Annotated in this window: 13 protein-coding genes; 10 read left to right on the top strand and 3 right to left on the bottom strand. The window is 58.3% G+C overall.

Annotated elements, in window-relative coordinates; genetic code table 11:
• Positions 1-37 precede the first annotated feature (37 nt).
• From AC2A6O_RS00780 to AC2A6O_RS00735, 10 genes are read left to right on the top strand one after another with little or no spacing between them, the layout of a single operon-like run.
• Positions 38-631: a DUF6931 family protein gene (locus AC2A6O_RS00780; protein WP_498925363.1), complete on the top strand. Its 594-nt coding sequence runs from the start codon at positions 38-40 to the stop codon at positions 629-631.
• 23 nt (positions 632-654) lie between these two features.
• Positions 655-2,373 carry a type VI secretion system-associated FHA domain protein TagH gene (gene tagH, locus AC2A6O_RS00775; RefSeq protein WP_498925362.1) on the top strand — a complete coding sequence of 573 codons (1,719 nt, stop codon included), beginning with the start codon at positions 655-657 and terminating at the stop codon, positions 2,371-2,373.
• Positions 2,374-2,432: 59 nt separating this feature from the next.
• Positions 2,433-3,767 carry a type VI secretion system baseplate subunit TssK gene (tssK, locus tag AC2A6O_RS00770; protein WP_148587078.1) on the top strand — a complete coding sequence of 445 codons (1,335 nt, stop codon included), beginning with the start codon at positions 2,433-2,435 and terminating at the stop codon, positions 3,765-3,767.
• The gene (gene icmH / locus AC2A6O_RS00765; RefSeq protein WP_498925361.1) at positions 3,767-5,371 is read left to right on the top strand and encodes a type IVB secretion system protein IcmH/DotU; all 1,605 of its coding nucleotides are present in this window, start codon (positions 3,767-3,769) and stop codon (positions 5,369-5,371) included. The genes tssK and icmH overlap by 1 nt, the downstream gene beginning before the upstream one ends.
• Positions 5,372-5,404: 33 nt before the next feature.
• Positions 5,405-9,058: a type VI secretion system membrane subunit TssM gene (gene tssM / locus AC2A6O_RS00760; RefSeq protein WP_498925360.1), complete on the top strand. Its 3,654-nt coding sequence runs from the start codon at positions 5,405-5,407 to the stop codon at positions 9,056-9,058.
• A 1-nt stretch (position 9,059) separates the two neighbouring features.
• Positions 9,060-9,734 carry a type VI secretion system-associated protein TagF gene (gene tagF / locus AC2A6O_RS00755; RefSeq protein ID WP_498925358.1) on the top strand — a complete coding sequence of 225 codons (675 nt, stop codon included), beginning with the start codon at positions 9,060-9,062 and terminating at the stop codon, positions 9,732-9,734.
• Entirely contained in the window at positions 9,731-10,495 is a 765-nt protein-coding gene (locus tag AC2A6O_RS00750) for a PP2C family protein-serine/threonine phosphatase (protein WP_498925357.1), read from the top strand. Before tagF ends, AC2A6O_RS00750 begins: the two co-directional genes overlap by 4 nt.
• A complete protein-coding gene (locus tag AC2A6O_RS00745) occupies positions 10,495-12,474 on the top strand; it encodes a serine/threonine protein kinase (RefSeq protein ID WP_498925356.1) in 1,980 nt (659 codons plus the stop codon). Before AC2A6O_RS00750 ends, AC2A6O_RS00745 begins: the two co-directional genes overlap by 1 nt.
• A gap of 39 nt (positions 12,475-12,513) precedes the next feature.
• The gene (locus AC2A6O_RS00740) at positions 12,514-12,936 is read left to right on the top strand and encodes an ExbD/TolR family protein (RefSeq protein ID WP_498925355.1); all 423 of its coding nucleotides are present in this window, start codon (positions 12,514-12,516) and stop codon (positions 12,934-12,936) included.
• A 2-nt stretch (positions 12,937-12,938) separates the two neighbouring features.
• The gene (locus tag AC2A6O_RS00735) at positions 12,939-14,669 is read left to right on the top strand and encodes a hypothetical protein (RefSeq protein ID WP_498925354.1); all 1,731 of its coding nucleotides are present in this window, start codon (positions 12,939-12,941) and stop codon (positions 14,667-14,669) included.
• Here the strand turns inward: AC2A6O_RS00735 and AC2A6O_RS00730 are convergent.
• The 3 genes from AC2A6O_RS00730 to AC2A6O_RS00720 are packed head-to-tail and all read right to left on the bottom strand — an operon-like array spanning position 14,661 to position 16,314.
• Complete coding sequence (locus AC2A6O_RS00730) at positions 14,661-15,332, bottom strand: MotA/TolQ/ExbB proton channel family protein (RefSeq protein WP_498925353.1); 672 nt, start codon at positions 15,330-15,332, stop codon at positions 14,661-14,663. The two genes, AC2A6O_RS00735 and AC2A6O_RS00730, sit on opposite strands and share 9 nt — an antisense overlap.
• 35 nt (positions 15,333-15,367) lie before the next feature.
• Entirely contained in the window at positions 15,368-15,799 is a 432-nt protein-coding gene (locus AC2A6O_RS00725; RefSeq protein WP_498925352.1) for a hypothetical protein, read from the bottom strand.
• 56 nt (positions 15,800-15,855) lie between these two features.
• Entirely contained in the window at positions 15,856-16,314 is a 459-nt protein-coding gene (locus AC2A6O_RS00720) for a DUF1036 domain-containing protein (protein ID WP_498925351.1), read from the bottom strand.
• Between the last annotated feature and the right edge of the window lie 44 nt (positions 16,315-16,358).

Raw genomic sequence — 16,358 nt, 5'->3', positions numbered from 1 at the left:
CCGCGGAAACGACAAGACAAGAAACGGAGTGGAGCTGATGGGATCACGAATCCGCTTTACAAAGGCAAAGCAGGTTTTCGAAACATATCCGGAGTTGTCGGAGACGGTCAGCGAACCAGGTGGTGATGTAGCTCCTGAAGACTATACGATAGAACTTCAGGACAGCGAGGAGCCGAACACGGCAATTGAATACTTCGCCCATATTTTGCCGAAGCGCGAGGCGGTCTGGTGGGCCATGAATTGCGTCAAGGGACTTGAGAACGTCACAAGCGAACATGACCGTGAAATCCTGAAGCTGAGCGAAAACTGGGTCCGCGAAGGCGATGAAGAGGCCCGGGCTGCCGTGCACGCGGCGGCGGAAGCTGCAAAGAGCGACAGCGCTTCCGTTTGGGTTGGATTTGCCGCTGGCTGGTCCGGTGGGTCATTGTCTCCGAACCCGGAATACCGCGTCGAGATGCCAGACCATCTGACGGCAAAAGCCGTGAATGCAGCCGTCCTGATTGCTCTTGGAAAACTCCTGCCGGACGAACGCGAACAAGCTCTGAGATCTTGTCTTTCGGCGGGTCTGTCCTTCGCTGGTGGTGATACCATGCCGGTGGTGAGAGTGAAATCTTCGGCGTCTGCCGTTTAAAAAAACAAGGGAAAGACGCGGGAATGCGCATAACGCTCCAGATTGAAAATGTTGACCGGTTGGAGACCGGCGGTCAGCTGTCTTACAGCTGTGCCGACCGTGGCTTTGATATTGGCCGGCACGAACATCTGGACTGGAGCCTGCCGGATCCGCAACGTGTGATTTCCGGCAAGCATTGCGAAGTGCGTTTTGAAGACGGGCAGTTCATTTTGTACGACTGCTCCACGAACGGCACCTTCCTGAATGGCAGCCAGACGCGTATGGACAAGGCACATGTGCTGCGTTCAGGTGACCGTCTGATGATTGGCGATTACATAATTGCGGTTTCGCTGGAAGCCCCTTCCGCCTATCAGGCGGGGTCGGCGACACCAGTTGCCACTGCACAATCTCATCCGTGGGACGCCCCGCAACATTCGTCCCCGCCCGCAGGCTCGGCGTGGCCTACTGGTCCCGGTCCGGCCGGTGCTGCGCCGGCTCACTATCCGATGGACAACCAGGGTGGCCCCTGGGCATCTCCGGTAACCGGCATGGAAGGGCGGCACGCACCGCCGTCTTCTAACCCGGGCGTCGGCACGCCTGTCGATGATGTCTGGAGCCAGCAGGGCCATGGCTGGGGAACGGCTGACCCGTCGCTCTACGATCCAAATGCGCATGTGGGTGAACGGGAAGCCGCGCGGCCTGCTCAGGCAGATCCGCTCGATCATCTGGCCCAGCAACCCCACCTGCAGCCTGCCGGGTCGTCTCCGGTTGATCCGGTTTTCAGCGCCCCTTCGCCGGACGCCCAGTCTCCTTTCCCGGCTCTTTCCGACAATCCAGGCGGGGAATCTGGCGAACCGCTCTTCCAGATGCCGGAACTTCAGCAGGACACGCCTCCGCAGGAGAAAGCTTCGGAAACGGTACCGGCACAAGCAAGCGAACCAAGCGCATCACCTTTTCCAGAGGCCCCGGTCTGGACTGCTCCGGTTTCAGAAGCAACGCAAAGCGAGCCTGTGCCTGCGCAACTGCCTGAACAACCAGCGCCCGTAAAGCAGGCTGTTGAGGAGGCACCTGTCATTGGTGCCACACAAGAAACTGGACAGGCATCCGTTGCACCGCGAGAAATGGCGGTCACTCCCGAGGCCGGGAACCTGGCGGCCAATATCGACTTCATAAAGGCCTTTGCGGAAGGAGCCGGTATTCCGGTAGCCGCGCTTGAAGGGCGCGACCCGGAGGCATTCGCTCGGGAAATCGGGGCCATTCTGCAAGGCATCACCGGTGATCTCATGGGGCTGTTGCAAGCCCGCAGCCAGGTCAAGGCGATGACGCGCAATACGAACCGCACGCTGATCATGCGCAGCGGCAACAACGCCCTGAAGTTTTCGCCAACCCCGCAGATGGCGTTGCAGACGATGCTGGCACCGGGCGCAGAGGAAAACGGCTATTTGCCAATTTCAAAGGCGATGCAGGCGGCGTTCAAGGACATCCAGAAACATCATGTCTGGACGTATGCAGCCATGCAAAAAGCTGCCGGAAGGTTTGAGGAAAAGCTGTCCCCAAAGGCAATCGAAGCGGAAGGCCAGATTGCCAAAAGCACATTCGGCAACCAGAAGGCCAAGCTTTGGGAGCGTATTGAGGAACGCTGGAGTTCCCTGTCCGGTTCGTATGACGATGGCGTGGTCGGGCTTTTCACGCAATACTTTACCGAAAGCTATGAAGAATTGAGCAGTGACGATCCGGAACAGAACTCCGGATTGATGAATTAAGACCTTCGTGAGTTTTCAAGAACGCGAAGGCGCGAAAGCGTTAAGGGAGCAGTACCTTTATGTCGTGGTATAGCAAGGTTGCATGGACCGAAGGCTTGTTTCTGCGGCCTCATCATCTCCAGCAGAGCGACCGCTACGCGGAGCATCTGGTGGACGAACGGGTCCGTTTTGCCTCTCCCTATCCCTGGGGTTTCTCGGAACTGGAAATAGACCAGGACGTCGGCCAGCAATGCCGATTTGCGCTGCGCTACGGGCGCGGCATCTTCTCCGATGGGACAGTGTTCAATTTCCCGGCAGATGGTACGCCGCCGCCTGCCATCGACGTTCCAGAGGATGCTGCTGGACAGATTGTCTGGTTGGGCATTCCAGAGACGACCGTCAATGCGGTCGAAGTCGCCAACGGCGGCGACGATGCCGCCACGCGCTACATTCAGGGCAGAGAGACCATAATAGACTCGACCTCCACCATTCGGCAGGAGGAAGAGATCGACGTCGCGCACCCGCGCCTGCAGTATTCAATCCGCTCGACACCGCACCCCGGGCAGGTCTGCTTGCCGGTTGCCCGTATTACGGAAATCAAGGACCGTATCGTCATTACTGACGGTACCTTTGCTCCGCCGGTCCTGGCCTGCCACGTTCATCCGGTCATTACCGGCTGGATTGATTCCGTTATCGGCTGGGTGGAGCGAAAACTGAGTGAACTGGCGCGTTACGCGGCCGACACGTCGGCTGGTGGCGGGCTGCAGAATTTCGATTATCTGACCCTTCAGTTGCTCAACCGCACGTACCCTTTGCTGATGCATCTGCGCAAGTCGGCGTATGTGCATCCCGAAAGGCTCTATTCCCAGTTCTTGCAGCTTGCAGGAGAACTTGCGACCTTCGCGACGGAAGAACGCCGTGCCCGTAATTACCCGGTTTACGATCACGACAAGCTGCATGATGTTTTCAAGCCAGTCCTTGCCGATATTCAAGCGTTTCTGTCTGCTGGCTACGACAGGCGGGCCATCCGTCTGCCTCTGGAACAGCTCGCACCGAATGCGTTCAAGTCGACCATTGTCGATCGCAATCTGTTCTCGCAGGCGGGCTTTGTCATCGAAGTGGCTGCCCGCAGGCCATTGACGGAAATTCAGAACGAGTTTCCCCGGCTCTTCAAGGTTGGCCCTTTCGGCCAGATGCGCCAGATCGTCTATTCCAACCTGCCGGGCATTCCCCTGATCCACATGCCGGTGCCGCCGGCGCAGATCAGGGCGCTGACCGACCGGGTGTATTTCCGGTTGGACAAGACAACGCCTCTTTGGCGCGAATTCAGCCAGGATTCGGCAATCGGGCTGCAATTTTCCGGCAACTGGCCGGACCTGCAGCTTGAGTTCTACGCCGTCCGGGAGGGCCGCTGATGTCGGACAATGACGATCCCTTTGGCGTCTCCAAACGCAAGGGAAAGACAATTGTTATGCCCAATCCGGGCGGGCGATGGAGCGAAGGGCAGCAGGGGCAACAGCCACCGCAGCAACCAGCTCCGCCGCAGCCGGCACCACCTCATGCGCCGCCCGGACACGCGGCGCCTCCGCCGCCCAATCCGCCAGCCGGGGGGCGTGACCCCTGGCAAAGTGGTGGAGGAGGTGGCCGGGACCCTTATGCGCCGACGCCGGCCGGTTACGAATATGGCGAGCAACAAGCACCGGATCTCAGAACGCCGCCGGGAGGATATCAGGCACCGCAGGCCGCGCCTCCGCAGCCGGGTGCAGCTCCAGCGCAAGGGGCCGGGAAACTGGCCCATATGCCGGACATCAACCAGATCCGCGTTGCCAACAGAAACCCGATTTCCCGCGCGGCAGCACCGCTTCTTCTTCTTCTGGGCCGGCTTCACCTGACAATGACGGACGCCCAGTTCGACCAGTTGATGCGGGATGTTTACAGCTCCATCAAGACGTTCGAAAAAGAACTGCGCAGCGCCGGAATTACGGACGATCAGATCCGTTCTGCTGCCTATGCGCTGTGCGCGACTTCCGATGATATCGTGCAGAATCTCCCCTCGGCGGGACGGCATCAGTGGACACAATATTCCATGCTGACGCAGTTCTTCGGTCAGGCAACCGGCGGCGTCGAGTTTTTTCAGTTGCTGGAAAAGGCGAAGCAGGACCCAGGCCGCAATTATGGTGTGCTGGAGGTCATGCATTCCTGTCTGTCTCTCGGTTTTTACGGAAAATACCGCGCGATCCAGGGAGGGCAGCAGGGCCTTGAACGCGAGCGTCGCGACCTTCACGAAATTCTGCGGCGCGTCCGGCCGCGGCCTGGCGACGATCTTTCTCCTCATTGGCGCGGCCTCGACCTATTACAGAAGCGGACAGGGTTTACTGTGCCGATCTGGTCTGTTGCGGCAGTCGCGGGCGCCTTGCTCCTCGGCGGCTATGTGACCCTGATGCTTCTTCTGTCCAGTGGTAGCGAAGTTGTCGCCGGACGGGCGACCGCGCTTTATCCGTCAGGTCCGATAGAGTTGGCGCGCGAGGGCTATCAACCCAAACCGCCGCCAGCGCCACCGCCGCCCGAAGACGCAACCATCGATGAGGTTTCCGCACAATTGGCTGGTCTCGAGGGGCTCGAAATTTCCCAGGCCGGTCCGGCGATCATGCTGCGCATGCGCGCGCAATTCGATGTCGCAGCGGCCACATTGCGTCCGGAATTTCAGCTACTGGTCGAGCAGGTCAGCCAGACACTCGATAAGGTGGATGGGGAAATTCTGGTCGTCGGTCACACCGATAGCGACCCGATCCGCAACAATCCAAGGTTCCCGACCAATTGGCACCTGTCTGTCGAAAGAGCGAAAGCCGTCGCAGCCGTCATGGAAGCCGTCTTGCAGGAACCGGGGCGGGTCGAAGTGGAAGGGCGCGGCGCCGACGAGCCGATTGCTCCCAACACGAGCAGGGAAGGCAAGGCACTTAACAGACGCGTGGAAGTCTTCCTGAAACCACCGGCCAAAGGGCTGGTGATTGACAACTGATATCCGGGGCAACCGCAGAACAAGGCTGTATTTATGAAATTCTGGCTCGGAATAACGGCAATCGTTATCGGCATACTCGCTCTGATCGGTCTGATCTGGTTTGGCGGGCCGTTCCTGTCGATTGCCGGTGTGAGGCCCTTTGAACCTCTCTGGGTAAGGTTGTCGCTGATCGCTCTTGTTCTGCTGACAATCGGCGGTTGGACTGGCTACCGGATCTACAAACGCATCAAGGCAAATCGGGAGCTTGAACGCGAGATCCTGCAGCCCAAGGCAAGCGACGCCGACCTGCAGATCATGTCGGAGCGGATGAAGGATGCTCTGAAGACACTCAAGAGTTCGAGTGGAAACGGCCGCACCTATCTCTATGACCTGCCCTGGTACCTGATGATCGGCCCTCCGGGCGCCGGCAAGACCACGGCCCTCATGCATTCAGGTTTGAAATTCGCAGGCTCGCGCGCCAAGGGGGAGGCCCAGAAACTGGAGGGCCTTGGAGGCACCCGGTATTGCGATTGGTGGTTCGCTGAAACCGCTGTACTGATCGACACGGCAGGGCGTTACACGACACAGGATTCCGACGAAGAACATGACCGCGAGGCCTGGCTCGGCTTCCTCAATATCCTGCGTAAGGCCCGGCCGCGGCAGCCGATCAATGGCGTCATGGTGTCGATCAGCCTTGAAGACCTGATGACGCTGTCGGACGATGAACTGAAGCAGCATTCCGATGCCATCCGGACCCGGTTGATCGAACTCTACAAGACCTTGAAAGTCGATTTTCCGGTCTACGTGATCTTCACCAAGGCCGACACGGTTGCAGGCTTCATGGAGTTTTTCGGTTCCTATCCGGAAACCCGCCGCAATCTGGTCTGGGGTGCGACCTTCCAGACGCGCGAAAAAACCAAGAACATGGTATCGGAAGCCCCAGCGGAGTTCGACCTTCTGGTGGAACGCCTCAACGAGGAAATGGCGGACCGTCTTCAGGAAGAACCGGATCCGCGCGCCCGCTTGATGCTTTACGGTTTCCCGACACAGGTCGCGGCGCTCAAGGACCGTTTGACCGGGTTCCTCAATGCCATTTTCGAACCGAGCCGGTATTATCCGAATGCCGTCCTGCGTGGTTTCTATTTTACCTCCGGCACCCAGAAGGGCACCGCCATCGACCGCGTGATTGGCTCCATGAGCCAGGCCTTTGGCACAGCCTATCAGGCAGCCGCCCTGTCCGGTCAGGGCAAGAGCTACTTCCTGCGTGATCTGCTTTCGAAAGTGATTATCGGGGAAGCGGGCTGGGTGACGCACAACCGTCAGGCCGTGCGAATGGCGACAGCATCCCGCATTGCGGCTTATGCGGCCATTGCCCTTGTAACCCTGGGCCTCGGCAGCTTGTGGGGTATCAGTTATCTCAACAACAAGGCGTTGATCGACGAAACCGCCAAGGCCGTGGACACGGTGCGCGTGAACGGTGAAACCGTTCTCGCGGAGCGAGTGGTGCGTGACGACAATCTGGCGGATACAGCCTACATCCTGTCCATGTTGCGTGACTTGCCTGCCGGCTACGACACCCGTGACACACCCACGCCCATCATGGAGCAGTTTGGTCTGAGCCAGCGTGATCGTCTGGAAGCGGCCGGAGTGACCTCCTACCGCAGTGGTCTGGAACGGCTTTTGCGGCCACGATTGCTTTTGAGAATCGAAAAGCAGATGACCGAGGTGCTCGACAACCGCACTGGGCCGGGTGGGCAGGATGTCGACACGCTCTACAGTCTTGCGAAGCTCTATCGCATGGTCGCGGGCGACGCGCCGGAGATCGACAAGGAACAGATCAAGAATTCGTTCCGCGCCGACTTCCTGCAGAGCTTTCCAGGCCCGCAGGGCGAGCTCCTGCGGAATGAACTTAACACCCATGTCGCGGCGATGTTGGATCTCGACTTTGGCGGCAACGTCCTCACCGATCAGCTTGACGGCATTCTTGTTGCCGAAGTGCAGCGGGAACTTGGTCGCGTCAGCCTTGCAGAACGGGGCTACGCGCTACTCAAGTCACGCGCCAAGGGGTTGGCCAGTGAGGACTGGATCTCGGAACAGCGTGGCGGGTCCGACATGGAGACCGTTTTCGAAACCGTAAATGGCGACACGCTGGATACGGTCTCGGTCGACAAGTTCTTCACCTACCCGGGTTTCCATCTTTCGGTGCTGCCCAACCTTGCCGGTATCCGTGAGGAACTGGAGCGTGACAAATGGGTGTTTGGCGACGTGGGTGAAGCCGATGCCTTTTCCGATCAATACCAGTCGCTCCCCGGTGAGATTCTGGCTCTCTACACCCAGGATTTCATCGAAGCCTGGGAAGAGGCGCTCAGTAACCTGAAGTTCAAGTCGATGCGCAACGACAAGCCGCTTTATACGACGCTTCAGGCCGTGTCGGCGCCCACGTCACCCGTCGTGCAGCTTCTGGAAAGCATTCGGCGCGAGACCCTTCTGACACAAGACATCTCCAGCGAAGGCCTTGCCGCAAACCTGTCAGGTAGCAGTGCGCAGAATGCTGGCACTGACGCTGCGCAAAAAATATTCCAGCGCTACGTGTTGGATTCGTCGGGCGGGTTGAAGCGTATCGGCCTTGAAGCCGGACTTCAGGCAATCGCTCCGGGAGGTTTGTCCGGTGCGCTTGGTGCGGCCACAGGCAGCGGTGGTCCGGCCATCATTCCAGGCAAGGCAATCGAAGATCATTTCCGGCCCTATCATGTGCTGGTGGAGGGGGAGAACAGCCGCAAGATCGATGCCTTGCTGCTGAACTTCAAGAACATCCTCGACAACCTTCTGATCGTGGCCAACAACCCGCTGCAAAGTGAAACCGCAAATTCCAACGTACAGATCCAGGCGTCTCTTCTGAGAAGCAACGCCACGCGTTTCCCGCCGCCTTTTGACAAGCTGATCATTCAGGCCGCGAAGGAATTTGACGAGGAATACAAGGAAACCTCGATCACGCAGTTGAACGAAAAGCTGAGTACCCAGGTTGTTGGTGAATGCCGCAGGATCGTCGCCCGGAACTATCCGTTTGAAAACGGTCGTTCCGAAGTGCCGATGACGGAGTTCGCGAAGCTGTTTGCTCCCACCGGCATCATGCAGCGGTTTTTCGACGAGAACCTGAAGCCCCTTGTCGATACCTCGACGCGACCGTGGAACTGGAAACCGGAAGTCTCGCAGGCGGACCGCCTGTCGAATGCAACGCTCAGGCAGTTCGAACGGGCGGACCTGATCAAACAGGCCTTCTTCCCGACAGGCAATGCGTTCCCCTCCGTTGGACTTCAGGTGGTTCCCCGGGCTCTGTCGCAGCAGGCTGACGCTGCCAGCCTGGAGGTAAATGGCAATCTTGTGCTGGTGACGCGTGGCCCCGGTTTCAATGCGGAAATCGAACCGCTGCCGGCCAACTTCGACTGGCCCAGCAACACCGCAACACCACGTGTGGTCCTGGTGATCCAGCCGGAAGTTCCGGGCTACCGGTCACGCCGAGAAATCCATGGCGACTGGGCCTTTTACCGCTTCGTCCGCGATAACAGGGTCAGTTCCGGTCAGAATAAGTTTGTTGTTCGTGAGACGCTTGGCGGCAGACAGGTTGCCTTCACGGTGACGTTGAGAACGAAACCGAACCCGTTCTTCCTGTCGGCAGTGGGGGACTTTAGCTGCCCCACGAGTTTCTAGAATGGGGGCCGGCTATTTCGGCAAGTTGCCGGCACGTGCGGATTTCGTAACGGGGCAGTGCCCCGCCGGGTTTCTGAAAAGCTGGGAGGCTTTTCTGATGGCAGGACTTGCACGGTCTCGTCAGGATCTGGGTGAGGGGTGGGAGGAGGCTTTCATGACCATGCCGGTGTGGCGCTTCTGGCTGAAGCCCCGCGAAGAAGGTGAAGCGTTTGCTCAGCCTGTCGCAGGTGCTCTGATGCCGAGTGTCGACAAGGTTGGCCGGACATTTCCGTTGACACTGGTCAGCAGCATTGAACCGACCAAGCAAAACAGTCGGCCCGCGGAGGACTGGTACGACCGTGCCGAAGAGATCTTGCGTGCCACGCTGCGGGAAGAGGCGAGTCTGGAAGATTTTCAGCAGGCAGTCGCTCACCTGGAATTGCCGCACGTAGGAGAGGTCCGCAGCGTGAAAGGCCGCGAGGCCGAACTGCGACCGATGCCTGGATCGGAGGCTGTACGGTCCGAATTCTGGTGCCAGGCAGGCGACGCGGGATTTGAGTTTTCGTGTGCCGGCCTGCCGGATGCAGGCGCCTTTAGATGGCTGCTGCTGCCGGAGGCTTTTGCCGACACGGAAACTGCAGAAAAAGTGGTGGGGAATAGTCATGGGCGACTTCTTCCGGAGGATCATCGAACATGATCGAGCAAATGGACGCTTCCATGCGTGGTTTTGCGATTGGACTGACTCACGTTGGGCGGGTTCGGCAGCAAAATGAGGACACGTTTTACGTGGACGAAGGCAAAGGTATTTTCGCGGTGATGGATGGGGCAGGCGGTATGCACAACGGTGCAATGGCGTCCGGTCTCGTCAGGGAGGCCCTTACCAGCATAGCGCAACCCCGCAGCGCGGAAGAGCTATTGGAACAATTCGAAAGCAGGTTGATTACTGCGAAGGAGCGGATTGAACACGCGGCCGCCAAAGCGAACGGGGCTGCCATGGGCACGACGATCGCGGCGCTTTTGATTTCCGGGTCGAACTTTGCCTGCCTGTGGGCAGGTGATAGCCGCGTCTACCGATTGCGCAACGGTCGTCTTGAACAGTTGACGACAGACCATACAGAGGCTCAGGAACTTGTGGATCAGAACGTTCTGACACCTGAAGAGGCCAGGACCTTCGCACGCAGGCATGTCATTACGCGTGCAATCGGATCCGGGATAGAGCTTGAGCTTGAACTCGTGTCGGGAAATTTGCGCCAAGGCGATCGATTTCTTTTGTGTTCCGATGGCCTGACGGGTCACCTGGACGATAATGTAATCGGTACTTTTTTGATGAACGGTGCACCCAAGGCTACGGCACAAAGCCTTATCAACGGTGCTCTTGAAGAGGGTGGGTCGGACAACGTGACCGTTGTGATTGTCGATATCGATGCAATGTCTGCGCGCGAAGGAGTTCGCAACTGATGACCGTTGGTGACCACCTGTTGCCCGCCGGAACCCGGCTCAACAATCTCTATGAGATTGAAGAACATCTTGCCGATGGCGGTATCGGGACGGTTTATAAGGCGAAGGACGTGGAAAGCGGCGACCCGGTCGCCATCAAGGTCCTTCTGGCAAGTTTCTCACGCGACCCGATGATCCTTGATCTGTTCAAACGGGAAGCCAAGATCCTTCGCAAACTCAAGCATGATGCACTGACGCAATACTACGTCTTTGCAAAGGAGCCGACGCTCGGCATCTACTACCTTGCAATGGAATTTGTCAGCGGCCCGTCACTGAGCACTCGTCTTGAAGCCGGCCCGCTGGAGCCGGAAGCCGTCTTCCGGCTGATCAAGCGGCTTGCCGAAGCCTTGCAGGCTGTTCACGATCGGGAGGTGATCCATCGGGACCTTTCGCCGGACAACGTGATCCTGCAAAACGGAGATGTCGCCCAGGCCAAGATCATCGATTTTGGTATCTCCCGAGCCAATACGGGCGGCCCAACGATCATCGGTGACGGATTTGCTGGAAAGGTGAACTACGTCTCGCCTGAACAGGTCGGTATCTTTGACGCCAAGGTCACCCCGCGCAGCGATATCTATTCGCTGGGGCTCGTCATAGCGGAAGCGCTCACCGGCAAGCAGATCGACATGGGTGGCACGCAGGTGCAGATCGTCGACAAGCGACGCCAGACACCGCCGTTGGAGGGAATCGACAATCGTTTTCGCCCTTTGCTGGAAGCGATGCTGCAGCCCGATCCCGCGAACCGCCCGGCCAGCATGAAGGAAATTGCGGACTGGACCCTGGGTGCCCCCATGGGGCGGCAGGATCAGGACCGCACGATAATTCGGCCGTCCTCCGCTCCGCCACCGGAGCAATCGTCACTTGATCAGCCACCGCCTCAGGCAAACTGGGGCAAACGCATTCTGGTCGCTTTGTCCCTTCTTGGGTTCGCGGGTGTCGGTGCTGGCGGCGTCTATTTCCTTGTCGGGCAATCGGTGCCTGAGCAGGACCAGAAACCCGTCCTCGTTGCCTCGCCGCGACCGAATGCGCCTGACGCGCCCACGCAGCAGACAAATCTGAAACCTCCAGCTCAGACGCCAGCACCCCAGCAACAGGCGTCTCAACAACAGACGACACAGCAACCGCCTAAAACGCAAACACCTTCGGTGCAGCCATCTTCAGGGCAAACGCCGGAAACTCAAAAGCCATCGACGTCGCCAAGCACAACCGTGCCGGAAATTCCGACCAAGCCTGCACAGGCGCCAGTCGAGACCAAACCCAAACCGACTGAAACCGTTAGGCCACCGGTGGCTACCAACACGCAGCAGGCTACCGAAGACGTAAGTCCCGAAACGCGCATCCGGAACTTCATTGGCAGCTATCAGGCTGGCGACTGCATGTACTTGCAGCCGATTGAGATCGCCAACCGAACTGCAAGGATCGAGGGGTTCGCCTCGAGAACGCCGCCTTTCATCAGTTTCGATAGCGACTTTACGCAGTCCCAAGGGTTTGAAGCGAAGATCCAGGTCAATCTGGTCAGCGATGCCCAATGTCCGGCGATTGCGTTTCTGAGGGGAACACCTCAGGGGAGCGTGAACACCGAATTGCATCTCGATATGCAGCGGACGGTTGTCCCAAATGGCAGCAACATGGCAGGACGTATTTCCGGCTATGACCCATCGACAGGCGGGCTGGGGTTGATTTTCGTCAACAGCAAGGGTGAAGCGGTCAACCTGTCGCCATATCTCCAGATGGAAGACCGTGGAGCGGGCTTCGTTGTACCTCTGACGTTGAAAACGTCTACGGAAGAAACCGGTTTGATCATTGCGATGGTCGGGACGGACATTTCCAAAATGCTTGCCGAACGACGAGAAAAAGACCCACAGGACTATTTCGAAAAGCTGATGCAGGATGTTCCGGTCTTGCGGGCGACAGCAACCACGGTCAAAGTGGTACCCTGACCGGGAAAGACCCTGGCGCAGCGGACCTTCTGGCCAAGCATGAAACGCTACACCAAACCGATCCACTTGCAGGAGTTGAAACCGCATCGCAGGGCGGACAGCTCGCTCGCGCTGATCAACGTGGTGTTCTTGCTGCTGCTTTTTCTGCTGGTCTCCGGAACGCTTCGGCCACCATTGCCGGAGGGGTTCGACTGGGCTGAAACGCAGCAAGACGACGGCAGCGGCAAGTTGGAGGGAAGTCTTGTTCTGGACAGGGAAGGGACTGTCTGGCTCGATGGTGACATTCTCTCCGAAGACGGCCTCGGCTCATATCTGGAAGACCGGCAATCTGACAAAAGCCGCATGGTGGTTCAGGTCGACAGGCGGACCCGCATGGAGGCTGTTTCGGATCTTGCCGACCGGTTGAAGGCTGGCGGCGTAAAGCGACTGACACTGATGACCGTTGAGGCAGGTGCACCTTGACGGTGGCGGCCTACAACCAGGAGGACCGGCAATGGGATATTCCGGGATATGTCTGGCCGGCTGTTCTGGGTGTTTCAGCAGCTTTGCACCTTTCAGCTCTGGTCTATGGTTTGCCGGCTGTGCCTTGGGTAGAGGAAGACCCTTTGCCGCCGGTCGAGACCGAAGTGATTCTGGAAAGTGGCGGTCTGCCGTTTGAAGAACTTTCAAGTATTGAAGGGGAAATAGCGCGCCCGCTTGAGCCGGAAACTCCCCTGATGGTTCCGACGGACACCCTGGTGGAAACAGTTCCTGGTTCCGGCAACACAGCTGTCGTGGGGCCGGTGACGGCAGAGCCGGTCTTGATGGAAAGTCAGGAGACTTCCCTGATTGAACCATCTCCAGTCAACGTTGTAGAACAAGCGGTTACCAGCAATTCACCCATTATTGAAGCTGAAGACGTTGCACCGGCCAACCCTGAAACGGTCTCGGCAGCATTGCTGGAGCAAGGTGAAATCCTGCAGCCATCAACCGTTCCGGAAGTAGCTCCTGCTGTCGTCGCGGTCCCACCTGTTCCTGAAGCTGTGGTTTCGGTAACGCCAAACGAATCAAACTTCATGGTGCAACCGGACGTTCCAGTAACCAGTGTTCGAGTTCCTTCTTCTGTCCAAGTGGTTCCATCAGCGTCCGTCGTTACGGAAATTGGTGAGGTTGTTCCAGCAGGAACGCCAGCTACCGTCACTTCGGCCGATAAGGACAGCCCGATTCTGGCCCCCCTCGCACTCGATCAGCTACCTGGCGAAACAGCAAGCAGCGCAGCCTTGCCAGAGGTTTTTGTACCGCAAACTCAAGCGCCGGAAGGCGGTGGCATCAATGTCACACCGCACACCGTCGTTCCTGTGGATCCGGTGGTTACGGCAGAGGTCGAGGCGGTGTTGCCGGCCGAACAGCAGATTGCTGCTCTCCAGCCGACCGAAACGGAAACGCCGGAGATAGCCCCCAGCGCACCTGTTTCCTCAACAGTTCCGGCAACTCAGCCTCAAGGTGAGCCAACGGAAAACGTCGCGCCTGTCGCCGTTGCCTCCATCGATCCGCTGGCAAAGGTGACGGACTATGTCACCAGCTACGCATTCGGCGACTGTACGCACATGTCCGTTCTTTCGGCGGGGCCAGACAGCGCGGAAGTCACGGCCTTTGGTGCGGGCATCGCACCTTTCGCGATCTTCGATCAGCGGTTCAAGGACGAACAGGGCTTTGAAGCGAAGATCGAGGTCAGGCTGGTGACGCGTAAGCAATGTGCCTTGCTGAATGCCCTCGGCATGTCCGAAGGGATCGAGACTGCAGGGCTTGTCGATCTCGATCGCACAGTGGTTCGCAGCGGAACGCAGGTATCGGGCGTGATCCAGCGTGATCTTCCGCTGGAGCGGATCGCAAGTGCGGAGCAGTCCGGACTGGATCTCAGCGGGAAGGGACCACCCGAGCTTTATCTGATCGACAATACCGGACAGATACACGATGGCCGGGAGTTTCTGCTTCCCGCATCGAACAGCCAAACGGCAGGCGGCTGGCGTTTCAGAGTGCCGGTCACTATGACAGCCAGTGACGAAACTGATGAGACTGCGCTTGTACTGGCCATTTGGAACAGACCCGCTAACCGTCAACCAGCCCGTTTCGGACGGCTTCCGGCAGAACGGGTCGCTAAGATACTGGCAGAGCCGGGCGTCTACTCGCTGACCGCGTTCAAGGTGTCACGCTGAAGTTTGGGAAGTTGACGCCCCGGCTGTGAAAACACCGGTCAGGAGAACCTCCAGAGCAGCGCGTTCCTTTTCCAGTCTTGTTTCAAACCAGGTGACTGCAATGGAAACGGGCATGGCAACCGCAAGGCCGCAGGCTGTTGTCAGAAGCGCTACCCAGATACCGCCGGCAAGTGTTGCAGGGTTGGCGGAGGCTCCCGATTCCTGAAGGGTCTGAAACGTCTCGATCATCCCGAGGACGGTACCGAACAGGCCGAGCAAGGGCGAAATTTGCGTCACCAGATCAAGCGCTTTCAGCCAACTGGCGAGCCCGAACAACCGATCCGCTGCCCGTGCCGAGATTTCCTCGCGCAGACGTTCCTCCCTGATGTCCCGCACCTGGGAAGCCAGAGCTTGCTGATCCAGCATCTGGATGGCGTCCATTGCACTGCGTACCAGGGCACCAGACAGAGACCGGTCCTTCAGAAGGTTCTGCGAGGCTTTGGCGCGTTCGCCGCTTCGCCATTGCGAAACCGCTTGCCGGACAAGTCCGTGTCGGCCCACACGGGCTGTCGAAAACTGGACGGCTTTCGCAAGGATGACAGCGACTGCGGCAATGGAGATTGCAAGCAGGATGAGCACGACCGGCCCGCCAAGTTCCAGAAGGGAGGAAGATGTCTCGACCATGCGCAAGACGCTCCATCAGGTGTTGAAGGGAAGGGTCAGTCGCCGAATTCGATGGGGGTGCGATTGCTCAGGTCAAGCAGATCCGGGCAATAGACATCGGTGATGCTGGGCGGCACACAATTCTTGACATCGTTGATATGAAGCCTGGAAAGACTGTCACATGCCTTTCCGGCCAGGTCGAATTGGAGGACCTTGGTTTTTCCAGCGGAAATGCGGGAGAACTGAAGCCGCAGAAACTGATCAACGAGACCTTCTTTGTTGAACGCGACCATTTCCAGACCGAGCTTGTCCATGGGGCGTTCAAGTCCATTGGTTGCGATGATTGACAGGCGGCAGCCGCCGTCTGCTGTTGGCTGCAACTGATTGAGCTCCAGGCTGATCTTGCCCGTGACTTGCTGCGCCTGCACTGGCGCGGCGAAGACCGCAATCGCAATCCCTAAAATGGCTCGCTGAACAAATGTCCGCATCTTGTTCCCCCGATTATGCGTCAATGAATGATGGAATGGGATCGTGGTCGCCGACCTTAGTCATAGGACAAAAGAACCGTCCAATCCTGTTTTCCTTCGGTTTCAACCTGAAAGAAGTCTGCCTCGATCAGGCCGCGTTGCCAGCACTGGTCGCCATCATAAAGAACGAATTTTTCCTCGCGAATGCACAGCGTAATATCGCCCCCAAGCCGGCTTTCACCGAAACCATCCGCCACATGCAGATAGTAGCGAGCTTTCTTGAGCGGCTCCTGCAGCACCTGGCTGCAGGCATTGGCGGTAATGGTCCACCAGCCTTCCGTGCGCATGCCTTCATCGGTCTCATAGCCGAGTGCAACATTCACAAGATCGACAGAGCCGTTACACACGCGCAGACCCGCGTGCGCGCTAGAGGTCGACAAAATGCCAGCCAGTGCCGCCGCGCCCCACAAAAACAATCTGCGGGTGCCTGTCAGGCGTCTTGCGAGGAGTTTGCCGCTGTCGCGGTCAATTGTCATGGGCGTGTTTCCAGTTTGCCAACCTGCAAAATACGCTAAGGAAT

The organism is Labrenzia sp. ATLA3, from assembly GCF_057180185.1.
Note: the sequence above shows the minus strand (reverse complement) of the source record. Positions and strands in the feature narration are given on the sequence as shown.

Excerpts from the sequence above, each read along its gene's own strand:
- AC2A6O_RS00730 (WP_498925353.1), bottom strand. The coding sequence starts at position 15,332 with ATGGTCGAGACATCTTCCTCCCTTCTGGAACTTGGCGGGCCGGTCGTG.
- tagH (WP_498925362.1), top strand. The coding sequence starts at position 655 with ATGCGCATAACGCTCCAGATTGAAAATGTTGACCGGTTGGAGACCGGC.
- icmH (WP_498925361.1), top strand. The coding sequence starts at position 3,767 with ATGTCGGACAATGACGATCCCTTTGGCGTCTCCAAACGCAAGGGAAAG.
- AC2A6O_RS00740 (WP_498925355.1), top strand. The coding sequence starts at position 12,514 with ATGAAACGCTACACCAAACCGATCCACTTGCAGGAGTTGAAACCGCAT.
- AC2A6O_RS00780 (WP_498925363.1), top strand. The coding sequence starts at position 38 with ATGGGATCACGAATCCGCTTTACAAAGGCAAAGCAGGTTTTCGAAACA.
- tssK (WP_148587078.1), top strand. The coding sequence starts at position 2,433 with ATGTCGTGGTATAGCAAGGTTGCATGGACCGAAGGCTTGTTTCTGCGG.
- AC2A6O_RS00725 (WP_498925352.1), bottom strand. The coding sequence starts at position 15,799 with ATGCGGACATTTGTTCAGCGAGCCATTTTAGGGATTGCGATTGCGGTC.
- AC2A6O_RS00750 (WP_498925357.1), top strand. The coding sequence starts at position 9,731 with ATGATCGAGCAAATGGACGCTTCCATGCGTGGTTTTGCGATTGGACTG.
- AC2A6O_RS00720 (WP_498925351.1), bottom strand. The coding sequence starts at position 16,314 with ATGACAATTGACCGCGACAGCGGCAAACTCCTCGCAAGACGCCTGACA.
- AC2A6O_RS00745 (WP_498925356.1), top strand. The coding sequence starts at position 10,495 with ATGACCGTTGGTGACCACCTGTTGCCCGCCGGAACCCGGCTCAACAAT.
- tagF (WP_498925358.1), top strand. The coding sequence starts at position 9,060 with ATGGGGGCCGGCTATTTCGGCAAGTTGCCGGCACGTGCGGATTTCGTA.
- tssM (WP_498925360.1), top strand. The coding sequence starts at position 5,405 with ATGAAATTCTGGCTCGGAATAACGGCAATCGTTATCGGCATACTCGCT.